Below are 18,310 nucleotides of genomic sequence, written 5' to 3' on the forward strand. Positions count from 1 at the left end.
CGCCCGTAGTGAGACATCAATGTCTCACATGGACTATGCTCGTCTCATGGCCGTCGATCGTGAGCACGTGCTGCGCAGCGCAGCCGACCTGCTGACCCGCAAGTCCACCGCGACCATGGACGAGGTCGCCAGAGCCGCCGGGATCAGCCGGGCGACGCTGCACCGCCACTTCGCGGGCCGCGACGCGCTCGTCCGGGCGCTGGAGGCGCTCGGCATCGCCGAGTGCGAGGCCGCGCTGACCAGGGCCCGGCTGGACGACGGGCCGGCGAGCGAGGCGGTGCGCAGACTGGTGCGCGAGATCCAGCCCGCGGCCGGGCTGCTCGCCTTCCTGTACGGCGAGAACCAGCTCTGGGAGGCCGAGGGCAACCCCGGATGGTCCCGGATCGACGCGCGGATCGGCGCCGTGTTCGTGCGCGGTCAGCGAAGCGGCGAGTTCCGCATCGATCTCAGCCCGGTCTGGCTCACCGAGGCGCTCTACGGGCTGATCGCCTCCTGCGCCTGGGCCGCGCAGGACGGCCGGGTCGCCCCCAAGGACTTCACCCACATGATCGTCGAGCTGCTGCTCGGCGGTGCCCTGCGAAGAGAGGAACCATGACCAGCACCCTGCGGCCGGCGGCCGCGACGGAGACGGGGCAGCGGCCGGGCCGGTGGCTCGCGCTGGCCGTCCTCGTGCTCGCCGTGCTGCTGGTGGCCGTCGACGCGACGGTCCTCGGCCTGGCGACCCCCTACATCAGCGAGGACCTCGAGCCCTCCGGAACCCAACTGCTGTGGATCGGCGACGTCTACTCGTTCGTCATCGCCGGGCTGCTCGTCACCATGGGCAGCCTCGGCGACCGCATCGGCCGCAAGCGCATCCTGCTCGGCGGCGCCACGGCGTTCGGCGCGATCTCCGTGCTCAACGCGTACGCGACCACCCCGGAGCTGATGATCCTCGCCCGGGCGCTGCTCGGCGTCGCGGGCGCCACGCTGATGCCCGCCACGCTCGCCCTGATCCGCAATCTCTTCCACGACCCGCGCGAGCGCAGCCTCGCGGTCGGCATCTGGGGCGCCACCGCCTCCGCCGGGACGGCCGTCGGCCCGATCGCCGGCGGATTCCTCCTCGAACACTTCTGGTGGGGCTCGGTCTTCCTGATCAACCTGCCCGTGATGGCGGTCCTGGTCCTCGTCGGCGTCCGCCTGCTGCCCGAGTCCCGCAACCCGGACCCGGGCCCCTGGGACCTGTCCGGCGTCCTGCTGTCCCTCGTCGGTGTCATCGGCGTCGTGTACGCCGTGAAGGAGGCCGCGGCGCACGGGTTCACCCCGGCGGTCCTCGGCGCGGGAGCGGTGGGCGCGGCCGCGCTGTACCGGTTCGTCCGCCGGCAGCTCACCCTGCCCGCCCCGCTGCTGGACATCCGGCTCTTTCGCAACCGTGGCTTCAGCGGCGCGGTCCTCGCCGATCTGCTGACCGTCCTCGGCATGTCCGGCCTGGTCTTCTTCCTCTCCCAGTACCTGCAACTGGTACAGGGCAGGCGGCCGTTCGAGGCGGGCCTGGCCGAGGTGCCCGCGGCCGTGGGCGCGGTGGCGGCCGGTCTGGTGGCCGGCCGGGCCGCCCGGCGCTTCTCGGTGCGCGCCGTCGTCTCGGGCGGTCTGGCCGCCGTCGGCCTGGCACTGGCGGCGCTGACGACGCTGGACGCCACGACGGGCTACCCGTTGCTGGGTGCGGCCCTGCTGGTGGTCGGCGTCGGCGCCGGCTTCTCGTTCACGGTCACCGCCGACGTGATCCTCTCCAGCGTGCCCAAGGAGCAGGCGGGCGCCGCCTCCGCGGTCTCCGAGACGGCGTACGAACTCGGCGCTGCCCTGGGCATCGCCCTGCTCGGCTCCATCGTCACCGCCGCCTACCGCGGCTTCCCGGGCCCGGCCGGAACACCGCCCCAGGCCCGCGAGTCACTGGGCGGCGCGGTGGAGGCGGCGGCGAACCTGCCCGGACACACCGCGCAGACGCTGCTCTCGGCGGCCCGCGAGTCCTTCGTCCACGGCCTCCACCTGGCCTCGGGCGCGGGCGCGGCGGTCCTGCTGGCGACCGCGGTGGCGGCATGGGTCCTGCTGAAGGGACAGAGGCTTTGAGCACCTCAGGGGCGGGTCCGTACCGGCATGCGGTCCGGCCGAGTGGGCGCCGGGTGACCGGAACGGACCGCGCCCGGGGAAGCGGCCGCCGCCCTACGGCGTACGACCGCCGAAGGCTTACGCGGCCTTTGCCTTGGTGGCGTACATGTCCACGTACTCCTGCCCCGACAGCCGCATCACCTCGGTCATCACCGAGTCGGTCACCGCCCGCAGCACATAGCGGTCGCGGTCCATGCCGTCGTAGCGCGAGAACTCCATGGGCTCGCCGAAGCGCACGGTGACCCGGCTCGGCCGGGGCATGCCCGAGCCACTCGGCTGGATCTTGTCCGTGCCGATCATGGCGAAGGGGACCACGGGCGCGCCGGTCATCAGCGTCAGCCGCGCGATGCCGGTGCGCCCCCGGTACAGGCGGCCGTCGGGGGAGCGGGTGCCCTCGGGGTAGATGCCGAAGATCCTGCCCTCCTCCAGGATCCGGCGGCCGGTCATCAGCGCCGCGACCCCGCCCTTGCCGCCGTCGCGGTCGACCGGGATCATGCCGACGCCGGTGAAGAACCAGGCCATCAGCCGGCCCTTGAGTCCCTTGCCGGTGACGTACTCGTCCTTGCCGATGAAGAAGACCTGCCGGTCGCAGACCAGCGGCAGGATCATCGAGTCGATGAACGTCAGGTGGTTGCCGGCCAGGATGACCGGCCCCTCGCCGGGGATGCGCTCCGCGCCCTCCACCTGTGGGCGGAACATCAGGCGCATGATCGGACCGAGCGCTGCCTTGATGAGCGCGAAGCGGGACAACGGGCCCTCCGGTGTCAAGGGATTGTCTGGGAAGCTGTACGAGTCTGTGCAGGTGAGGACGATACTCGTGGCGCGGTCCGGATTGCACATCGGGCTCACCAGGTCTTACGCATTGTTGACGTACGTTCACCTGCGGGGCGGGCACGTTGCCTCCCGATGACCGGTGTGTGCCGGTGTGACGGAGCTCGCGCACCGGCCCGCCACGGACGCCTCCCGGCCCGACGACGGGGCCTCGACGACCGCACTGAGCCGACATCCCGTGTCACCGCCGTGTTCGGCACGCGGTCTCCCGCGCGTCACCCACGCCCGCCTACCATCGGCGCGCCACGCAGGACACGAGAGGCAGGAGGCGGTCCATGGGGACGCAGACGCCGCACGAGCGGTCCGGGACGCGGGAGTCCGACGACAAGGCGAGCGGGACCGCGCGCCGGGCGCTGCTCGGCGCCGCGGTGCTGGGCGCCGGCGGAGCGGTCCTCGGGCTGCCCGGCACGGCCGGAGCCGTGGGGAGCCGGGCGACGGGTCACAAGGGCGGCGGCCTCGGCAGCCTGCCCGTGCCCACGGTCATCGGCCACCGCGGCGCCGGCGGCTACCGGCCCGAGCACACCTTCGGCTCCTACGAGCTGGCCCTCGACCTCGGCGCCGACATCGTCGAGGCCGGCGACCTGGTGCCCACCAGGGACGGTCACCTCGTGTGCCGGCACGAGCCGGAGATCGGCGGCACCACGGATGTCGCGGACCATCCGGAGTTCGCGGACCGCAGGACCACCAAGACGCTCGACGGCGTGCCCACCACCGGCTGGTTCACCGAGGACTTCACCCTCGCCGAACTGAAGACGCTGCGCGCGGTCGAACGCATCCCCGCCAACCGCCCGCACAACACCCTCTACAACGGCCGCTGGGAGATCCCCACCTTCGAAGAGGTCCTGACGTGGCAGGACGAACAGACCCTCAGGCGCGGCCGGCAGGTGTGGATCTACCCCGAGACCAAGCACCCCACCTACTTCCGGGGACTCGGCCTCGGCCTGGAGGAACGGGTCGCCAAGCTGCTGCGCACGTACGGCAAGGACCGGCGGAACTCGCCGGTCATCCTCCAGTCCTTCGAACCGAGCAGCATCCAGCGGCTGAACAGGCTGGTGGACAACCCGCTGGTGGTACTGCTCTCCGGTGCCGACACCCGGCCCTGGGACTTCGTCGAGGCGGGCGACCCGCGCACCGTGGCCGACCTGATCACCAGGAAGGGGCTGCGGGAGCTGGCCTCCTACGCCCAGGGCATCGGCCCGACCGTGGACCTCGTCATCCCCAAGGACGCCGAGGGCAATCTCACCGAGCCCAGCAGCCTCGTCCGGGACGCGCACGCCGTGGGCCTGGTCCTGCACCCCTACACGGTCCGCAACGAGAACCCCTTCCTGCCGCCCGCCTTCCGCAAGGGCGGCGACCCGGACGCCTACGGTGACGTCTTCGGCGTGTTCCAGAGGTACTTCGAGACCGGCATCGACGGCATCTTCACCGACAACGCCGACACCGGACTGCTCGCCCGTGCGGACTTCCTCGCCCGCCGTTCCGTCAACAACTGAGGCGCGCCTCGCCCTCGTCGGAGTGAATCGGTGGCCGTCCCGGCAACCCCTGCCGGGGCGGCTTCGTCGTGCCGCATATGACACCCGAGCTCCTCGCCTCCCTGCGTCCCCTGCTCGTCGCCGAGGCCTCGGCCGAGGCACATGCCGCCGGAACCGAGCCGGGCGACCTGGAGCAGGCGGTCTGGCTGCGCCTGCTGGAGCGACTGGAGGCGGACGGACCGCCGCACGATCCGCACGGCTGGCTGCGCAAGGCCGTCCGCTCCGAGGCGCGCCGTACGCGACGCACCGTCAGCATCGAACGGCCGTACGGCCTGGAGCCCGCGGAGGACAGTGAGCGCGGCCCCGAACACCTCGTCCTGGCGGCGGCCCGCCGGAGCGCGCTGCGCGAGGCGGTGCGCCGGCTGCCCGGCCGCTGTCCCCGGCTGCTGGAGGCGCTGCTGTCGCCGAGGGACCTCACCTACCGGGAGATCGCGGGGGAGTTGGGTATCTCACAGGGAAGTCTCGGACCGGAACGCTCCAGATGTCTGGGATGTCTGCGTCGTTTGCTGACACCGGAGGTTGCGGCCCGCGAACCGCGGGGATAGGAGTGATGGACGACCGGTGATCAGGTGAGCGGAAGGCGTGCGCACATGGGCATGAGCGTGACCATCTCTGCGGCGACCGAGCAGGACGCGGAGCAGATCTTCAAGCTGCAGTACCTGTGCTTCCAGAGCGAGGCGGCGCTGTACGGGAACTACCGCATCGACCCGCTGGTCCAGAGCCTGGACTCGGTCCGTCAGGAAGTGACCGGGGACTGCGTGTTCGTCGCCCGGCTCGGCGAGGAGGTGGTCGGCTCGGTGCGCGGCCGGGGCGCCGAGGACGGCGCCGCCTTCATCGGCAAGCTCTGCGTCCACCCGCGCCTCCAGGGGCACGGCATCGGGGCCCGGCTGCTGCGCGCCGTCGAGGCCGCACTGACCGAGCAGCGCGGCGCCACCCGGTTCCGTCTGCACACCGGGCACCGCAGCGAGGGCAACCTGCGTCTGTACCGGCGGGTGGGCTACTCGCCGGTGGGCACCTCCGAGGGTGCCGACGGGGTGCCGATGATCGTTCTGGAGAAGCCGGCGGCAACCTACGCGGCTACCGCGTGACGCCACCGGCGTCGCGGGACGTGCGCAGCCAGTACAGCGCGGACAGCGGCAGCAGCACCGGGATGAAGATGTAGCCCATGCCGTAGTCGGACCAGACCGTCGCGTCGGGGAACGCGGACGGCTCGACGAGCGTCCAGGTCCCGACCGTCAGCACGCCCACGAGCTCGGCGGCGCAGCACACCAGCGCCGCCTTGCGGGCCGTCTCCCCGCCCCGCACCAGGGAGTAGGTGATGAACCCGTAGACCACGCCCGCCACGGCGGACAGCGAGTAGGCGAGCGGCGCCCGGCCGAAGTCGGTGGCGATCTGGTAGACGGAGCGGGAGACCGCGCCGACGACCATCACGCCGTAGAGCCAGACGAGCAGCATGCCCGGGCCGCTGATGAGCCGCTTCGGCTGCCGTTCTCTCTGTTTCCGCTGTTCCACGCCGGCCATCTCACCCTCCCCAGATGTCGTAGAGCCGCACTTCGAGGACGGCGAGGACGATGCCGCCGGCCGCGGCCGTCACCGAGCCCCAGCGCGTGCGCTCGGCCAGCGACATGACGCCCGCCGCCGGGACACAGGCGAAGGCGCCCAGCAGATACGCCACGAAGATCGCCGTCCCCTGGTCCGCCTTCTCGCCCCGCGCCAGCGCCACGATCCCGATCACCAGCTGGATCAGCGCCAGCAGCGAGACCACGGCCATCCCGATGAAGTGCCAGTCCTTCGTCGGCTGGTCACGATAGGCCGCCCATCCGCACCAGGCGGCGAGCAGCAACGCGGCGACGCCGGTCACCAGCGTCAGGGCATCAAGCATGAGGTGACCCTATTACGGCGCAATCCCCCCTCCGCGCCCGCCCCGGTCCCGGGCTCCCGCCCGTGGTGTTGGCCACAGCGGGCAGCCGTCGGGCTGGGCGACGACATGGGGGTGAGTGGCCCGCCGGGCCCGTACGTGCTGGTCACGGAGGCGGTGAAGGCGAGCAGCGGGGTGTTTCACGGGTGTCCACCATGCGGACGGCGATGCCGGGTCAGCGGTGCCGGTCTGGTTTACTGACCGCATGACCACGACGAGCGACCGCATCCCTGCGACCGAGGCGACCATGACGCCCGGTGCTCGTTGTATGTGTCCCGAGCGTCGAATGCGCGCCTTCTAGAGGGCCCCTGCACCACCTGAGCCTCGCGCCCCGAAGCGAGTGCCCGCTCATCACGTCCTTCTCGTCCGTCCGGCACCCCCGGCACCTTCGCAGACGTGGCTGAGCCCCGCCCCCGCGCACACGTTCTCCCCCGGTTCCACCGCCACCGCGAGAACCGTGCCGCGTTCACGACCGCATGCACCCGTGCCCGGGCACACCCGTGCCCGCGCACTCGACAGTGACGGAAACCCCACGTGATCACCACATCGGGCCTCACCAAGGTCTACCGCTCGCGCGACCGCGAGGTCACCGCCCTCGACGGCGTCGACCTGCACGTCCGTGAAGGCGAGGTGTACGGCGTCATCGGCCAGTCCGGCGCCGGAAAGTCCTCGCTCATCCGCTGCGTCAACCTCCTGGAGCGTCCCACCGCCGGCACGGTCACCGTCGCCGGGCAGGACCTCACCGCCCTCGCCGGCCGGGGGCCGCGTGCCGGCAAGGAACTCCGCCGGGCGCGCAGCCGGATCGGCATGGTCTTCCAGCACTTCAACCTGCTCTCCTCACGCACCGTGCAGGACAACGTCGAGCTTCCCCTGGAGATCCTCGGGACGTCGGGGAAGGAACGTTCCCGCAGGGCGCTCGAACTGCTCGACCTGGTCGGCCTCGCCGACAAGGCCGGCGCCTACCCCGCCCAGCTGTCCGGAGGTCAGAAGCAGCGCGTCGGCATCGCCCGCGCGCTGGCCGGCGACCCCAAAGTGCTGCTCTCCGACGAGGCCACCAGCGCCCTGGACCCGGAGACCACCCGCTCCATCCTCCAGCTGCTGCGCGACCTGAACCGACAGCTCGGACTGACCGTCCTGCTCATCACGCACGAGATGGACGTCGTGAAGTCCATCTGCGACTCGGCGGCGCTCATGGAGAAGGGCCGCATCGTGGAGTCGGGCACGGTGAGCGAACTGCTCGCGACCCCCGGCTCCCAGCTGGCCGCCGCGCTCTTCCCGGTCGACGGCGACGCCACCGCCGACGACCGGACCGTCGTCGACGTCACCTTCCACGGCGAGGCCGCCACCCAGCCGGTCATCTCGCAGCTCGCCCGCACCTACAACATCGACATATCGATCCTCGGCGCCGCGATCGACACCGTCGGCGGCCTCCAGGTCGGCCGGATGCGCATCGAACTGCCCGGCCGCTACGAGGACAACGTCGTGCCCATCGGCTTCCTGCGCGAGCAGGGCCTCCAGATCGACGTCGTGGGCGACGACAAGCCCGTTCTGGTCAAGGAAGGTGCCGAGCTGTGACCTGGTCCGAGATGCAGCCGCTGCTGTCCCAGGCGTGTTGGGACACGCTCTACATGGTCGGCTGGTCCACGCTCATCGCCGTCGTCGGCGGCCTGCCCCTCGGCATCCTGCTCGTCCTGACGGACAAGGGCGGGCTGCTCCAGAACGTCGGCGCCAACAAGCTCATCGGGCAGACCGTGAACATCGCCCGGTCGATGCCGTTCATCATCCTGATGGTCGCGCTGATGGGCTTCACCCGCTGGGTCACCGGGACCACCATCGGCCGCGAGGCCGCCATCGTGCCGCTCGCCATCGGCGCCATCCCCTTCTTCGCGCGCCTGGTCGAGACGGCCGTCCGTGAAGTGGACGGCGGGCTCGTCGAGGCCGTGCAGTCGATGGGCGGCAACACCTGGACCGTCGTACGGAAGGTGCTCGTCCCGGAGTCCCTGCCGTCCCTCATCTCCTCCTCCACCACCACGGTCGTCGCCCTCATCGGCTACTCCGCGATGGCCGGCACCGTGGGCGCCGGAGGCCTCGGCGACATCGCCATCCGCTACGGCTACCAGCGCTTCGAGACCCAGCTGATGTGGATCACCGTCGCGATCCTCGCGGTCGTCATCTCCGTCATCCAGTTCGCCGGCGACCTCGCCGCCCGCTCCCTGCACCGGCGCGGTGGCCGCTCCGGCCCGGCGCCCGGGCTGCGCCTGCTCAAGGCCAAGGAGCCCGCGCGGGCCGAGGCGACCGAGGCCGCCTGACGCCACTCCGGCTCACCCCCAGACACCCCGTCCACCCGACACGGGGCAGCACCACCTAGGAAAGGCACTTTTCGTGCGTAACACCGCCAAGATCACCACAGCCGTCCTGGCCGCCGGGGCCCTCACCCTCGGGCTCTCCGCCTGCGGCTCGAACTCCGACTCCGGCAAGAAGGACGCCGACGCCCCCCTGACGGTCGCCGCCACCCCCACCCCTCAGGGCGAGATCCTCACCTACGTCAAGGACCACCTGGCGCAGAAGGCAGGCCTGAAGCTGGAGGTCAAGGAGTTCACCGACTACGTGACCCCGAACACCGCCGTCCAGCAGGGCCAGGTCGACGCCAACTACTTCCAGCACAAGCCGTACCTGGACGACTTCAACAAGAAGAACGGCACCGACATCGTCCCGGTGCCCGGCGGCAGCGTCCACCTGGAGCCGCTCGGTGTCTACTCCCGGAGCGTCAAGAAGCTCGCGGACCTCGAGAAGGGCGCCACGATCGCCCTCCCCAATGACACCACCAACGAGGCCCGCGCACTGAAGCTGCTGGAGGCCAACGGCCTCATCGAGCTGAAGGCCGGCGCCGGTTACGAGGCGACCCCCAAGGACGTCACCGCCAACCCCAAGGACGTCAAGTTCAAGGAGCTGGAGGCGGCCCAGCTGCCGCGCTCGCTCGGTGACGTCGACGCCGCGGTGATCAACGGCAACTACGCCCTGGAGGCCAAGCTCTCCCCGGCCAAGGACGCGCTCGTCGCCGAGTCCGCGCAGGGCAACCCGTACGCCAACTTCCTCGCCGTGAAGAAGGGCAACGAGAACGACCCGCGCGTGAAGAAGCTGGCGAAGCTGCTCACCTCGCCCGAGGTGAAGAAGTTCATCCAGGACAAGTACGCCGGCGCGGTCGTCCCGGCGTTCTGACCGGCCCCCCGCCACCGCCCGGGCAGCCGGCACGGGGTCCACTCCCTCACCGGGGTGGACCCCGTGGTGCGTTCCGGTGCTTCCATGCTGCATGCTGGGCAGTTCAGCAGTCCCTGAAGGTTCACCGAAGGTTACGGAGCGGCGCATGACGAGCACCTTCCCCAACGTCTCCATCAGCACGGAGCGGTTGGTCCTGCGCCCCTTCGAGGAGTCGGACATCGAGGCCTTCGCCGAGATGATGAACGACGAGCTGGTCACCGCCTGGACCTCCGTGCCCCACCCCTACACCGAGGCCGACGCCCGCGCCTGGATCACCGAACTCGCCCCCGCCGAACGGGAGGAGGGCCGCGGCATAGTCTTCGCCGTCGACGAGTTCCTCACCCAGCGGCTGGTCGGCACGGTCCATCTGCGCAACACCGACTGGCGCGTGCGCTCCACCGAGATCGCCTACGTCGTCGCCCCGTGGGCCCGCGGCGAGGGCTACGCCTCCGAGGCCGCTCTCGCCACCGCCCAGTGGGTGTTCCAGGACCGCCGGTTCGAGCGCCTGGAACTGCGCACCGCCGCCGGCAACACCGCCTCCCAGCAGGTCGCCCAGAAGATCGGCTGCATCAGCGAGGGAGTGCTGCGCGGCGCGTGGATGGCCCGCACCAGGAACGGCGACGGCGAGTGGACCGACGTACGCACCGACCTCATCGTCTGGAGCCTGCTGCCCGAGGACCTGGAAGGCGTGGGCGAGCAGCTGGCGGACACCGGCGGCTTCGCGTCGTACGCCGACTGGAACTGACGGCGGTCCGGCCACGGCCCACGGCGACGCGCCCGGCCCCGCGCTCCGGCGCACCGCCGAACCGGGGTACTCTCACGGGGCCGCCGTGCGGGCCGCCCCGACGACCTGCGCGAACAACCCCCCCAGAGAACACCCCCAGGAGACTGACGACGATGGCCGACCGGGTCACGGTGATCGGCTGGGACGGTTCGCCGCTGACCGAGGCGGCGCGCGGCGCTCTCGGCGCCGCCACCCTCGTGGCGGGAGCCCCCCACCACCTGGCGCTGCCCGAGGTGCCGGCCTCGGCCGAGCGCATCCGCCTCGGCAGCGTCGCCCTCGCCGCCCGCCGTATCGCCGCCCACCGGGGCACCGCGGTGGTGCTCGCCGACGGCGACCCGGCTTTCTTCGGGGTGGTACGGACCCTGCGCGCACCGGAGTTCGGCCTGGAGGTCGAGGTCGTCCCGGCCGTCTCCTCCGTGGCCGCCGCCTTCGCCCGCGCCGGAATGCCCTGGGACGACGCACAGGTGGTCGTCGCACACAAGCGCACCCTGCGACGCGCGGTGAACGTATGCCGAGCCCACACCAAGGTCGCCGTGCTGACCGCGCCCGGCGCCGGACCGGCCGAACTGGGCCTGCTCCTCGACGGCGTGCACCGCACCTTCGTCATCTGCGAGGAGCTCGGCACGGAACGCGAACAGGTCACCGTCGTCACCTCCGACAAGGCGGCCGACCACACCTGGCGTGACCCGAACGTCGTCATCGTCATCGGCGGCCGGCCCGGGGCCGGCGAGGGCGGCGGCTGGATCGCCGGGCGCGACCCCGCAGCCGGACCGCGCGGCTGGACCCAGCCCGCCGCCTCCTACGTCTCGCACGGCGGCCGGCTCGGCGAGGGAGAAACGGATCTGCTGAGGGCCGCTCAGCTCGCCCGCCTCGGACCGCGCGTCGGCGACCTCGTCTGGGACATCGGCTGCGGCAGCGGGGCGTTCGCCACCGAGGCCGCGCGCGCCGGCGCCGCCGTCATCGCCGTCGACCGCGACCCGGAGTCCTGCGCCCGCACCGAGGCCACCGCACGCCGCTTCGGCGTCCAACTGCAAGTGGTGCGGGGCACCGCCCCGCACGTCCTGGAGAACCTGCCCGAACCGGACGTCGTCCGCGTCGGCGGCGGGGGAGCCGCCGTGGTCTCCGCGGTCGCCGACCGGCGCCCGCAGCGCATCGTCGCGCACGCCGCCAACCGCGACGCCGCCGAACTCGTCGGCCGCGACCTCACCGAGCACGGCTACCAGGTGGAATGCGCTCTCCTCCAGTCTGTCGAACTCGACACGCGCGCCTGGACGGAGACGGAGCGGAGCGTCGCTTTCCTGCTCTTCGGAGTGCTCCCCGACCGCGCCCCGTGATCGGATCGTCGTACCGCGCGCGGTAGGCTGGCCGATCGTTGTACCGCACTGGGTGGTCCGGAAGTTCGTTCCTCAATGTCCGGAAAACCCGCCCGTTTTGCGGTGGGTGTGGTACGGCAGAACCAGGGGACGCGCAACGTGGCGCAGTCCACAGCGGACCGAGGCGGATCACGTTGTCGCCGCGGCCGGACGACCGCGACAATGCCACTCAATGGCTTTGTCGCCTTTTACGGGCGGGTCGTTCGTGCCGCCGGGCGGGGACGCTCGTTCTTCACTGGGGGCGGTCGGTGCGCCGTTCCCGGTGAGCTGGTCTGAGAAGCACTAACCGATGGGCGAGGGGTACGCATGACCGACACCGGCCAGGTCCCGGGCGAGGGGCTGCCGGAGAGCGCAGGCATGGTGGAGCAGCCGGGCGTCCCCGCGCACGGCGTGTACACCTACCTCTCCGAGTCACCCGCCGAGGACGAAGACCTGCTGCTGCCCGGCTCCCAGGGCGCGTGGGGCAACGAAGTGGCCCCGCCCGCCCCGGAGCCGGTCGTCGAGGCCGTCCACCAGCCGGGCCCGCACGAGACGTCCGGCCGGGACAGCGGTTCCGTCGACCTCGGGGGAGTACTGCACCCCGACCCGACGGCCACGCCGCACGTCGCGCCCGCCGTGCCTGCCGCGTCCGCCGTGCCCGCCGCGGCGTCGTCCCCGCGGCGGCCCCTGCACCTCGGCCCGCAGATCCCCGACGCCTCCGCGAGTCCGGTCCGCTCCCTGGCCGACCGCGGGCCCGCGGGCGCACCGGTCCGGCACGCCGGGCCGCCCACCGTCGGACCCGAGTACCTCGACGTGCAGCAGGCGCCGGAGACGGTCGCGCAGGGCGCCGCTCCCTGGGGGGCGCAGCCGGCGCGGAGCGTGCAGGCCGCCCAGAGCGTGCAGGCGTCCGCGGTGCCTCCGGTCGGGGCACAGGCGGCGGCTGCGGAAACGGTTGTTCCGGGTGACGGCGAGCCGGTCGGTGCGGCCCAGGCCGCCGTGGCCCGCCTCGCAGCACAGGCCGGCGCGTCCGTGCCCGCTGCCGGATACGCTCCCGAGGACGGCCGAGTGCCGCAGGACCGGACGAGCGGGCAGGACGACGCGCAGGCCGCCCACGAGGCGCACGGCGCCGAGTTCGCGCAGACGACGGACGGCACGGGCGGCGTGCCCGCCTCCGGCGCGGGTCAGGAGCCGGTGGGCGCGCACGGCGTTGCCGACGCCCAGGCGCCCGGCGCCGGGTACGCGGGACCTTCGGCCGAGGCCGTACCGGCGGCGGAGCCGGGTCAGGCGCCGGACACGACCACGCCCGACACCGGGACCGCCCCGGCTCCTCACGACGCGCTGCCCACGGACGGCGGGCAGGCGCCCGAGGCCACCCGCACCCCGGCCGCCGGGCCGGAGGAGGCCGTCGAGGCCGGTCACGGCCCGGAGGGTGCGCAGACTCCCGACGGCACGCAGGTCGCAGAGGCCGTACCGGTCACGGAAGGCGGGCCGGTCACCGGACCGGTGGAGGCTCCCGCCGAGCAGGTCCCCGCCCCCGAGCAGCTCCCGGTGGACGCGTCCGGCACGGAGGCGACCGCGCAGCCCACGGAGGCTGTGCCCGCACCCGAGGCCACGTCCCACCCGGAGGCCCAGGGTGCGCCCGAGCCGGCGACGCCCGCGGCGGGCGAACCTCCGGCCGGCGACGGCAGGGCCGGCGAGCAGGACCGGTCGGCCGGCCAAGCGCCCCCCATGGCCCAGGTCCCGGCAGCCGCCGACGCGTCCGTGTCCCCCGAGGGCCATGACGAGGCACACCCCGAGGCGCATCCCGAAGCGCAGGCGGCCCCCGAGGCCCCCCACGGCGAAACGCCCCCCACCACGGAACAGGCGCCCGCGGAGCACGCCGCCGCGTCCGCACCCGCCGCGGTCTCCCCCGGGGACGGCACGCCGGCCGCCGTCCCCGGCGGCACCCCGCTCCCCAGCAGTGTCCCGACGCAGATGCAACCCGGCCTGTCGCTGGGGCAGTTCGTACCGGTCGAGGGCTCGGTCCCGACGACCCCGCACCTGGCGCCGACGCCCCCGCACCCGCTCGTCGTCCCGACGGACCACCCGGTGGCCCAGCCGCAGACCCGGTCCGAAGCGCCGGCCGAGCCCGAGGCCCAGGCCGGGCCCGGAACGCAGGCCCGGACGGAGCCGCAGCCCGAACCGGCAACCGCTCAGGAGGCCGAGCCGCTGCCCGCCGGGGAGACCTCGCAGGAACCGGTCGCCGCGGTCCCCGGCCCCCGCGACGGCGACATCGTTCCCGCGGTCCCGGGCGAGGAGCCCGACCCGGTGATGGCCCAGCACGCGGAGGACCTGGACACCCGGATCGCCGACCAGGCGGAGCACCAGGAGGAGAGCACGGGCGCGGTGCCGGAAGCACCACAGCCCACCGGCCCGGCCGCGCCCGGCTACGACGACGCCGAGCGTGAGGCCGTGCTCAAGGTGATGCGCGAGCGCCGCGACATCCGCAACGGCTTCCGCGGCGACCCGATCCCGCACGAGGTGCTGCTCCGCGTCCTGGAGGCCGCCCACACCGCGCCCAGCGTCGGCCACTCCCAGCCCTGGGACTTCGTCGTCATCCGCTCCGCCGACACCCGCCGCGCGATGCACGAACTGGCCATGCGCCAGCGCGACGCCTACGCCAAGTCGCTGCCCAAGGGCCGGGCCAAGCAGTTCAAGGAACTGAAGATCGAGGCCATCCTCGACACCCCGGTGAACATCGTGGTCACCGCCGACCCCACCCGTGGCGGCCGCCACACCCTCGGCCGGCACACCCAGCCGCAGATGGCGCCGTACTCCGCCGCGCTCGCCGTGGAGAACCTGTGGCTCGCGGCCCGCGCCGAGGGCCTCGGCGTGGGCTGGGTCAGCTTCTTCGACGAGCGCGAGATGGTTCGCGCCCTCGGCCTGCCCGAACACCTGGAGGTCATCGCCTACCTGTGCGTCGGGTACGTCGACGAGTTCCCGGACGAGCCGGAGTTGATGCAGGCCGGCTGGTCCAAGCGCCGCCCGTTGTCCTGGGTGGTTCACGAGGAGACGTACGGCCGCCGCGCCCTGCCCGGTGAGGAGCCGCACGACCTCCTCGCCGAGACCGTCGCGCAGATCCGCCCGCTGGACGCCAAGGCGCTCGGCGAGGCCTGGGAGCGGCAGAAGCGGATGACCAAGCCGGCCGGCGCGCTCGGCATGCTGGAGATCATCTCCGCCCAGCTGTCCGGGCTGTCCCGCCAGTGCCCGCCGCCGATCCCCGAGCCCGCGGCGGTGGCGATCTTCGCCGGCGACCACGGGGTGCACGGCCAGGGCGTCACCCCCTGGCCGCAGGAGGTCACCTCCCAGATGGTGGCCAACTTCCTCGGCGGGGGAGCGGTCTGCAACGCCTTCGCCGCCCAGGTGGGCGCCGAGGTCTGCGTCGTCGACGTGGGTGTCGCCGCCGACCTGCCGGCCACGCCCGGCCTGCTGCCCCGCAAGGTGCGCGCGGGCACGTCCGACATGACCACCGGCCCCGCGATGACCCGCGAGGAGGCCAAGAAGGCCATCGAGGTCGGCATCGAGACCGCCCGCGACCTGGTCGCGGCGGGCAACAAGGCACTGCTCACCGGCGAGATGGGCATCGCGAACACCACCGCGTCCGCGGCGCTCATCTCGGTCTACACCGGTGCCGACCCGTCCGAGGTCACCGGTCGGGGCACGGGCATCAACGACGAGACCCTGGCCCGCAAGACCGACGTGGTCCGCCGCGCCCTCGAACTGCACCGGCCCGACCCGGCCGACCCCATCGGCGTGCTGGCCGCGATCGGCGGCTTCGAGCACGCGGCCATGGTCGGCCTGCTCCTCGGCGGCGCCTCGCTGCGCACGCCGGTGATCCTGGACGGTGTCAGCGCCGGTGCCGCCGCGCTGGTGGCTCGCGCGATCGCCCCCGAGGTCCTCGCGGCCTGTATCGCCGGCCACCGCAGCGCCGAACCGGGCCATGTCGCCGCCCTGAACAAGCTCGGCCTGCGCCCCCTGGTCGACCTCGACCTCCGCCTCGGCGAGGGCACAGGCGCCCTGCTCGCCCTGCCGCTGGTGCAGAGCACGGCGCGAGCGATGCACGAGGTGGCGACGTTCGACTCGGCGGGCGTCACCGAGAAGTGAGCCGCGAGGCACGTCCGCGGCCGGGGTCGGCACGATCGCGCTCCTGCGCATCCCCCGACCCCGCCGTACGCTGAACGCACGTCTAAAATCCGCATGTCAGGGCTGCTCCGGAGCCGTAGCGCCCGTTCGTACCGCTTCGACTGTCTCCCCCCGCACAGCACCGCTGCGACCGCCCGGACGAGGAGCCGCACCCCCATGGCCGAACATCCCGCCTACCCCGTAGGCCTCCGCCTCACCGGCCGCCGCGTGATCGTCCTCGGTGGCGGCCAGGTCGCCCAGCGCCGCCTGCCGGCGCTCATCGCCGCGGGCGCGGACATCGTCCTCGTCTCGCCCGAAGCGACCCCCTCCGTCGAGGCCATGGCGGACGCGGGGGAGATCACCTGGGAGTGCCGCCCCTACCGGGACGGCGACCTCGCCGACGCCTGGTACGCCCTGATCGCCACCAGTGACCACGACGCCAACACGCGTGCCTCCGCCGAGGCGGAGCGGCACCGCGTCTGGTGCGTCCGTTCCGACGACGCCGACGCCGCGACCGCCTGGACCCCGGCCACCGGCCACAGCGAGGGCGTCACCGTCGCCGTGCTCACCACGAGCGCGCGCGGTCGCGATCCCCGGCACACCGCCGCCGTCCGCGACGCCGTGGTGGAGGGCCTGCGCGACGGCACCCTCGTCGCCCCGCACCACCGCACCCGCACCGCGGGTGTCGCCCTCGTCGGCGGCGGCCCCGGCGACCCCGACCTGATCACCGTGCGCGGCCGCCGGCTCCTCGCCGAGGCCGACGTCGTCATCGCCGACCGCCTCGGCCCGCGCGACCTGCTCGCCGAACTCCCCCCGCACGTCGAGGTGATCGACGCGGCGAAGATCCCCTACGGCCGGTACATGGCCCAGGAGGCCATCAACCAGGCGCTCATCGAGCACGCCAAGCAGGGCAGGTCGGTGGTCCGGCTCAAGGGCGGCGACCCGTTCGTGTTCGGCCGGGGCATGGAGGAGGTCCAGGCGCTCGCCGAGGCGGGCATCCCCTGCACGGTCGTCCCCGGCATCTCCAGCTCCATCTCGGTGCCGGGCGCGGCGGGCATCCCCGTCACCCACCGTGGGGTGGCGCACGAGTTCACCGTCGTCAGCGGCCACGTGGCCCCCGACGACGAACGCTCCCTGGTCGACTGGCCCAGCCTGGCCAGGCTGACCGGCACGCTGGTGATCCTCATGGGCGTCGACAAGATCGGGAAGATCGCCGAGACGCTCGTGGCCCACGGCAAGTCCCCCGACACCCCGGTCGCCCTCGTCCAGGAGGGCACGACGGCGGCCCAGCGCCGCGTCGACGCCACCCTGGCGACGGTCGCCGAGACCGTACGCGCCCAGGACGTGAAGCCGCCCGCGGTCATCGTCGTCGGCCCGGTCGTCGCCGTGGGCGCACCGGCCTCCTGACCACCCGGCGAACCCACCCCCTTCCGAGCCGCCCGCACCCCAGACACGCAGACACGCAGACACGCAGACACGCAGACACGCAGACACGACAAGGCAGTACACCCTGTGGCCGATCTCATCACTGTCGAGGACCCCGACGACCCGCGTCTGACCGACTACACGGGTCTGACCGACGTCGAGCTGCGCCGCCGACGCGAACCCGCCGAGGGGCTGTTCATCGCCGAGGGCGAGAAGGTCATCCGCCGGGCCGGGGACGCGGGCTACGCGATGCGCTCGATGCTGCTGTCCGCCAAGTGGGTCGACGTCATGCGGGACGTCATCGAGGAGGCGCCGGCCCCGGTCTACGTGGTCGATCCCGCACTCGCCGAACAAGTGACCGGTTACCACGTGCACCGCGGCGCGCTCGCCTCCATGCAGCGCAAGCCGCTGCCCACGGCCGCCGGCCTGCTGCGCACGGCCCGCCGGGTCGCGGTCATGGAGTCGGTCAACGACCACACCAACATCGGCGCCATCTTCCGTTCGGCCGCCGCCCTGGGCATGGACGCCGTCCTGCTCTCCCCGAACTGCGCCGACCCGCTCTACCGGCGCAGCGTCAAGGTCTCGATGGGCGCGGTCTTCTCCGTGCCGTACGCCCGTCTCGACAGCTGGCCGGGGGGCCTGGACGCGGTCCGTGAGGCCGGCTTCACCCTGCTCGCCCTCACCCCCGACGAGAAGGCCAAGGCGCTGGACGACGTCGCCCCGCACCGGATGGACCGGGTCGCCCTGATGCTCGGCGCGGAGGGCGAGGGCCTGTCCAGGCGGGCCCTCGGGGCCGCCGACGAGTGGGTCCGCATCCCCATGTCCCACGGCGTCGACTCGCTCAACGTCGGAGCGGCGGCCGCCGTCGCCTTCTACGCGGTGGCGACGGGCCGCCCCCAGGCGTAGG

The 18,310-nt window shown here is 72.8% G+C and carries 16 protein-coding genes; 13 read left to right on the plus strand and 3 right to left on the minus strand.

What is annotated here, in order from left to right:
• The first annotated feature begins 46 nt into the window (after positions 1-46).
• Positions 47-595, plus strand: coding sequence for a TetR/AcrR family transcriptional regulator (locus ACWDUZ_RS17275; RefSeq protein WP_451632647.1), 549 nt, complete (start codon positions 47-49; stop codon positions 593-595).
• Positions 592-2,103 carry an MFS transporter gene (locus tag ACWDUZ_RS17280; RefSeq protein WP_451632648.1) on the plus strand — a complete coding sequence of 504 codons (1,512 nt, stop codon included), beginning with the start codon at positions 592-594 and terminating at the stop codon, positions 2,101-2,103. Before ACWDUZ_RS17275 ends, ACWDUZ_RS17280 begins: the two co-directional genes overlap by 4 nt.
• A gap of 117 nt (positions 2,104-2,220) precedes the next feature.
• On the opposite strand, the gene ACWDUZ_RS17285 is transcribed toward ACWDUZ_RS17280, so the two are convergent.
• Positions 2,221-2,982 carry a lysophospholipid acyltransferase family protein gene (locus ACWDUZ_RS17285; protein WP_451632649.1) on the minus strand — a complete coding sequence of 254 codons (762 nt, stop codon included), beginning with the start codon at positions 2,980-2,982 and terminating at the stop codon, positions 2,221-2,223.
• Positions 2,983-3,248: 266 nt separating this feature from the next.
• Here ACWDUZ_RS17285 and ACWDUZ_RS17290 point away from each other — a divergent pair, with 266 nt between their 5' ends.
• The 3 genes from ACWDUZ_RS17290 to ACWDUZ_RS17300 all read left to right on the plus strand — a co-directional run bounded on the left by ACWDUZ_RS17290 (position 3,249) and on the right by ACWDUZ_RS17300 (position 5,593).
• Positions 3,249-4,466 (plus strand): glycerophosphodiester phosphodiesterase, encoded by a 1,218-nt coding sequence (locus tag ACWDUZ_RS17290; RefSeq protein ID WP_451632650.1) that lies wholly within the window; start codon positions 3,249-3,251, stop codon positions 4,464-4,466.
• Between the two features lie 77 nt (positions 4,467-4,543).
• Positions 4,544-5,050 (plus strand): RNA polymerase sigma factor, encoded by a 507-nt coding sequence (locus ACWDUZ_RS17295; protein WP_451632651.1) that lies wholly within the window; start codon positions 4,544-4,546, stop codon positions 5,048-5,050.
• Between the two features lie 45 nt (positions 5,051-5,095).
• Positions 5,096-5,593: a GNAT family N-acetyltransferase gene (locus ACWDUZ_RS17300; RefSeq protein WP_451632652.1), complete on the plus strand. Its 498-nt coding sequence runs from the start codon at positions 5,096-5,098 to the stop codon at positions 5,591-5,593.
• Here the strand turns inward: ACWDUZ_RS17300 and ACWDUZ_RS17305 are convergent.
• Both ACWDUZ_RS17305 and ACWDUZ_RS17310 read right to left on the minus strand, forming a co-directional pair.
• Positions 5,583-6,026: a hypothetical protein gene (locus tag ACWDUZ_RS17305; RefSeq protein WP_451632653.1), complete on the minus strand. Its 444-nt coding sequence runs from the start codon at positions 6,024-6,026 to the stop codon at positions 5,583-5,585. The two genes, ACWDUZ_RS17300 and ACWDUZ_RS17305, sit on opposite strands and share 11 nt — an antisense overlap.
• A gap of 1 nt (position 6,027) precedes the next feature.
• A complete protein-coding gene (locus ACWDUZ_RS17310; protein WP_358865143.1) occupies positions 6,028-6,387 on the minus strand; it encodes a hypothetical protein in 360 nt (119 codons plus the stop codon).
• A 570-nt stretch (positions 6,388-6,957) separates the two neighbouring features.
• On the opposite strand from ACWDUZ_RS17310, the gene ACWDUZ_RS17315 reads away from it, so the two are divergent.
• From ACWDUZ_RS17315 to ACWDUZ_RS17350, 8 genes are all read left to right on the plus strand, one after another.
• Positions 6,958-7,998 (plus strand): methionine ABC transporter ATP-binding protein, encoded by a 1,041-nt coding sequence (locus ACWDUZ_RS17315; RefSeq protein WP_451632654.1) that lies wholly within the window; start codon positions 6,958-6,960, stop codon positions 7,996-7,998.
• A complete protein-coding gene (locus ACWDUZ_RS17320; protein WP_451632655.1) occupies positions 7,995-8,732 on the plus strand; it encodes a methionine ABC transporter permease in 738 nt (245 codons plus the stop codon). Before ACWDUZ_RS17315 ends, ACWDUZ_RS17320 begins: the two co-directional genes overlap by 4 nt.
• Before the next feature lie 73 nt (positions 8,733-8,805).
• A complete protein-coding gene (locus ACWDUZ_RS17325) occupies positions 8,806-9,642 on the plus strand; it encodes a MetQ/NlpA family ABC transporter substrate-binding protein (protein WP_451632656.1) in 837 nt (278 codons plus the stop codon).
• Positions 9,643-9,787: 145 nt separating this feature from the next.
• The gene (locus tag ACWDUZ_RS17330) at positions 9,788-10,426 is read left to right on the plus strand and encodes a GNAT family N-acetyltransferase (protein WP_451632657.1); all 639 of its coding nucleotides are present in this window, start codon (positions 9,788-9,790) and stop codon (positions 10,424-10,426) included.
• Between the two features lie 152 nt (positions 10,427-10,578).
• Complete coding sequence (gene cbiE / locus ACWDUZ_RS17335; RefSeq protein WP_451632658.1) at positions 10,579-11,799, plus strand: precorrin-6y C5,15-methyltransferase (decarboxylating) subunit CbiE; 1,221 nt, start codon at positions 10,579-10,581, stop codon at positions 11,797-11,799.
• A 345-nt stretch (positions 11,800-12,144) separates the two neighbouring features.
• Positions 12,145-15,960 carry a nicotinate-nucleotide--dimethylbenzimidazole phosphoribosyltransferase gene (cobT, locus tag ACWDUZ_RS17340; RefSeq protein WP_451632659.1) on the plus strand — a complete coding sequence of 1,272 codons (3,816 nt, stop codon included), beginning with the start codon at positions 12,145-12,147 and terminating at the stop codon, positions 15,958-15,960.
• A 195-nt stretch (positions 15,961-16,155) separates the two neighbouring features.
• Entirely contained in the window at positions 16,156-17,385 is a 1,230-nt protein-coding gene (gene cobA, locus ACWDUZ_RS17345; RefSeq protein WP_451632660.1) for a uroporphyrinogen-III C-methyltransferase, read from the plus strand.
• Positions 17,386-17,490: 105 nt separating this feature from the next.
• Positions 17,491-18,309: a TrmH family RNA methyltransferase gene (locus ACWDUZ_RS17350; protein ID WP_451632661.1), complete on the plus strand. Its 819-nt coding sequence runs from the start codon at positions 17,491-17,493 to the stop codon at positions 18,307-18,309.
• The last annotated feature ends 1 nt before the right edge of the window (position 18,310 follow it).

The sequence above is a fragment of the Streptomyces sp. NPDC003393 genome, assembly GCF_053589015.1.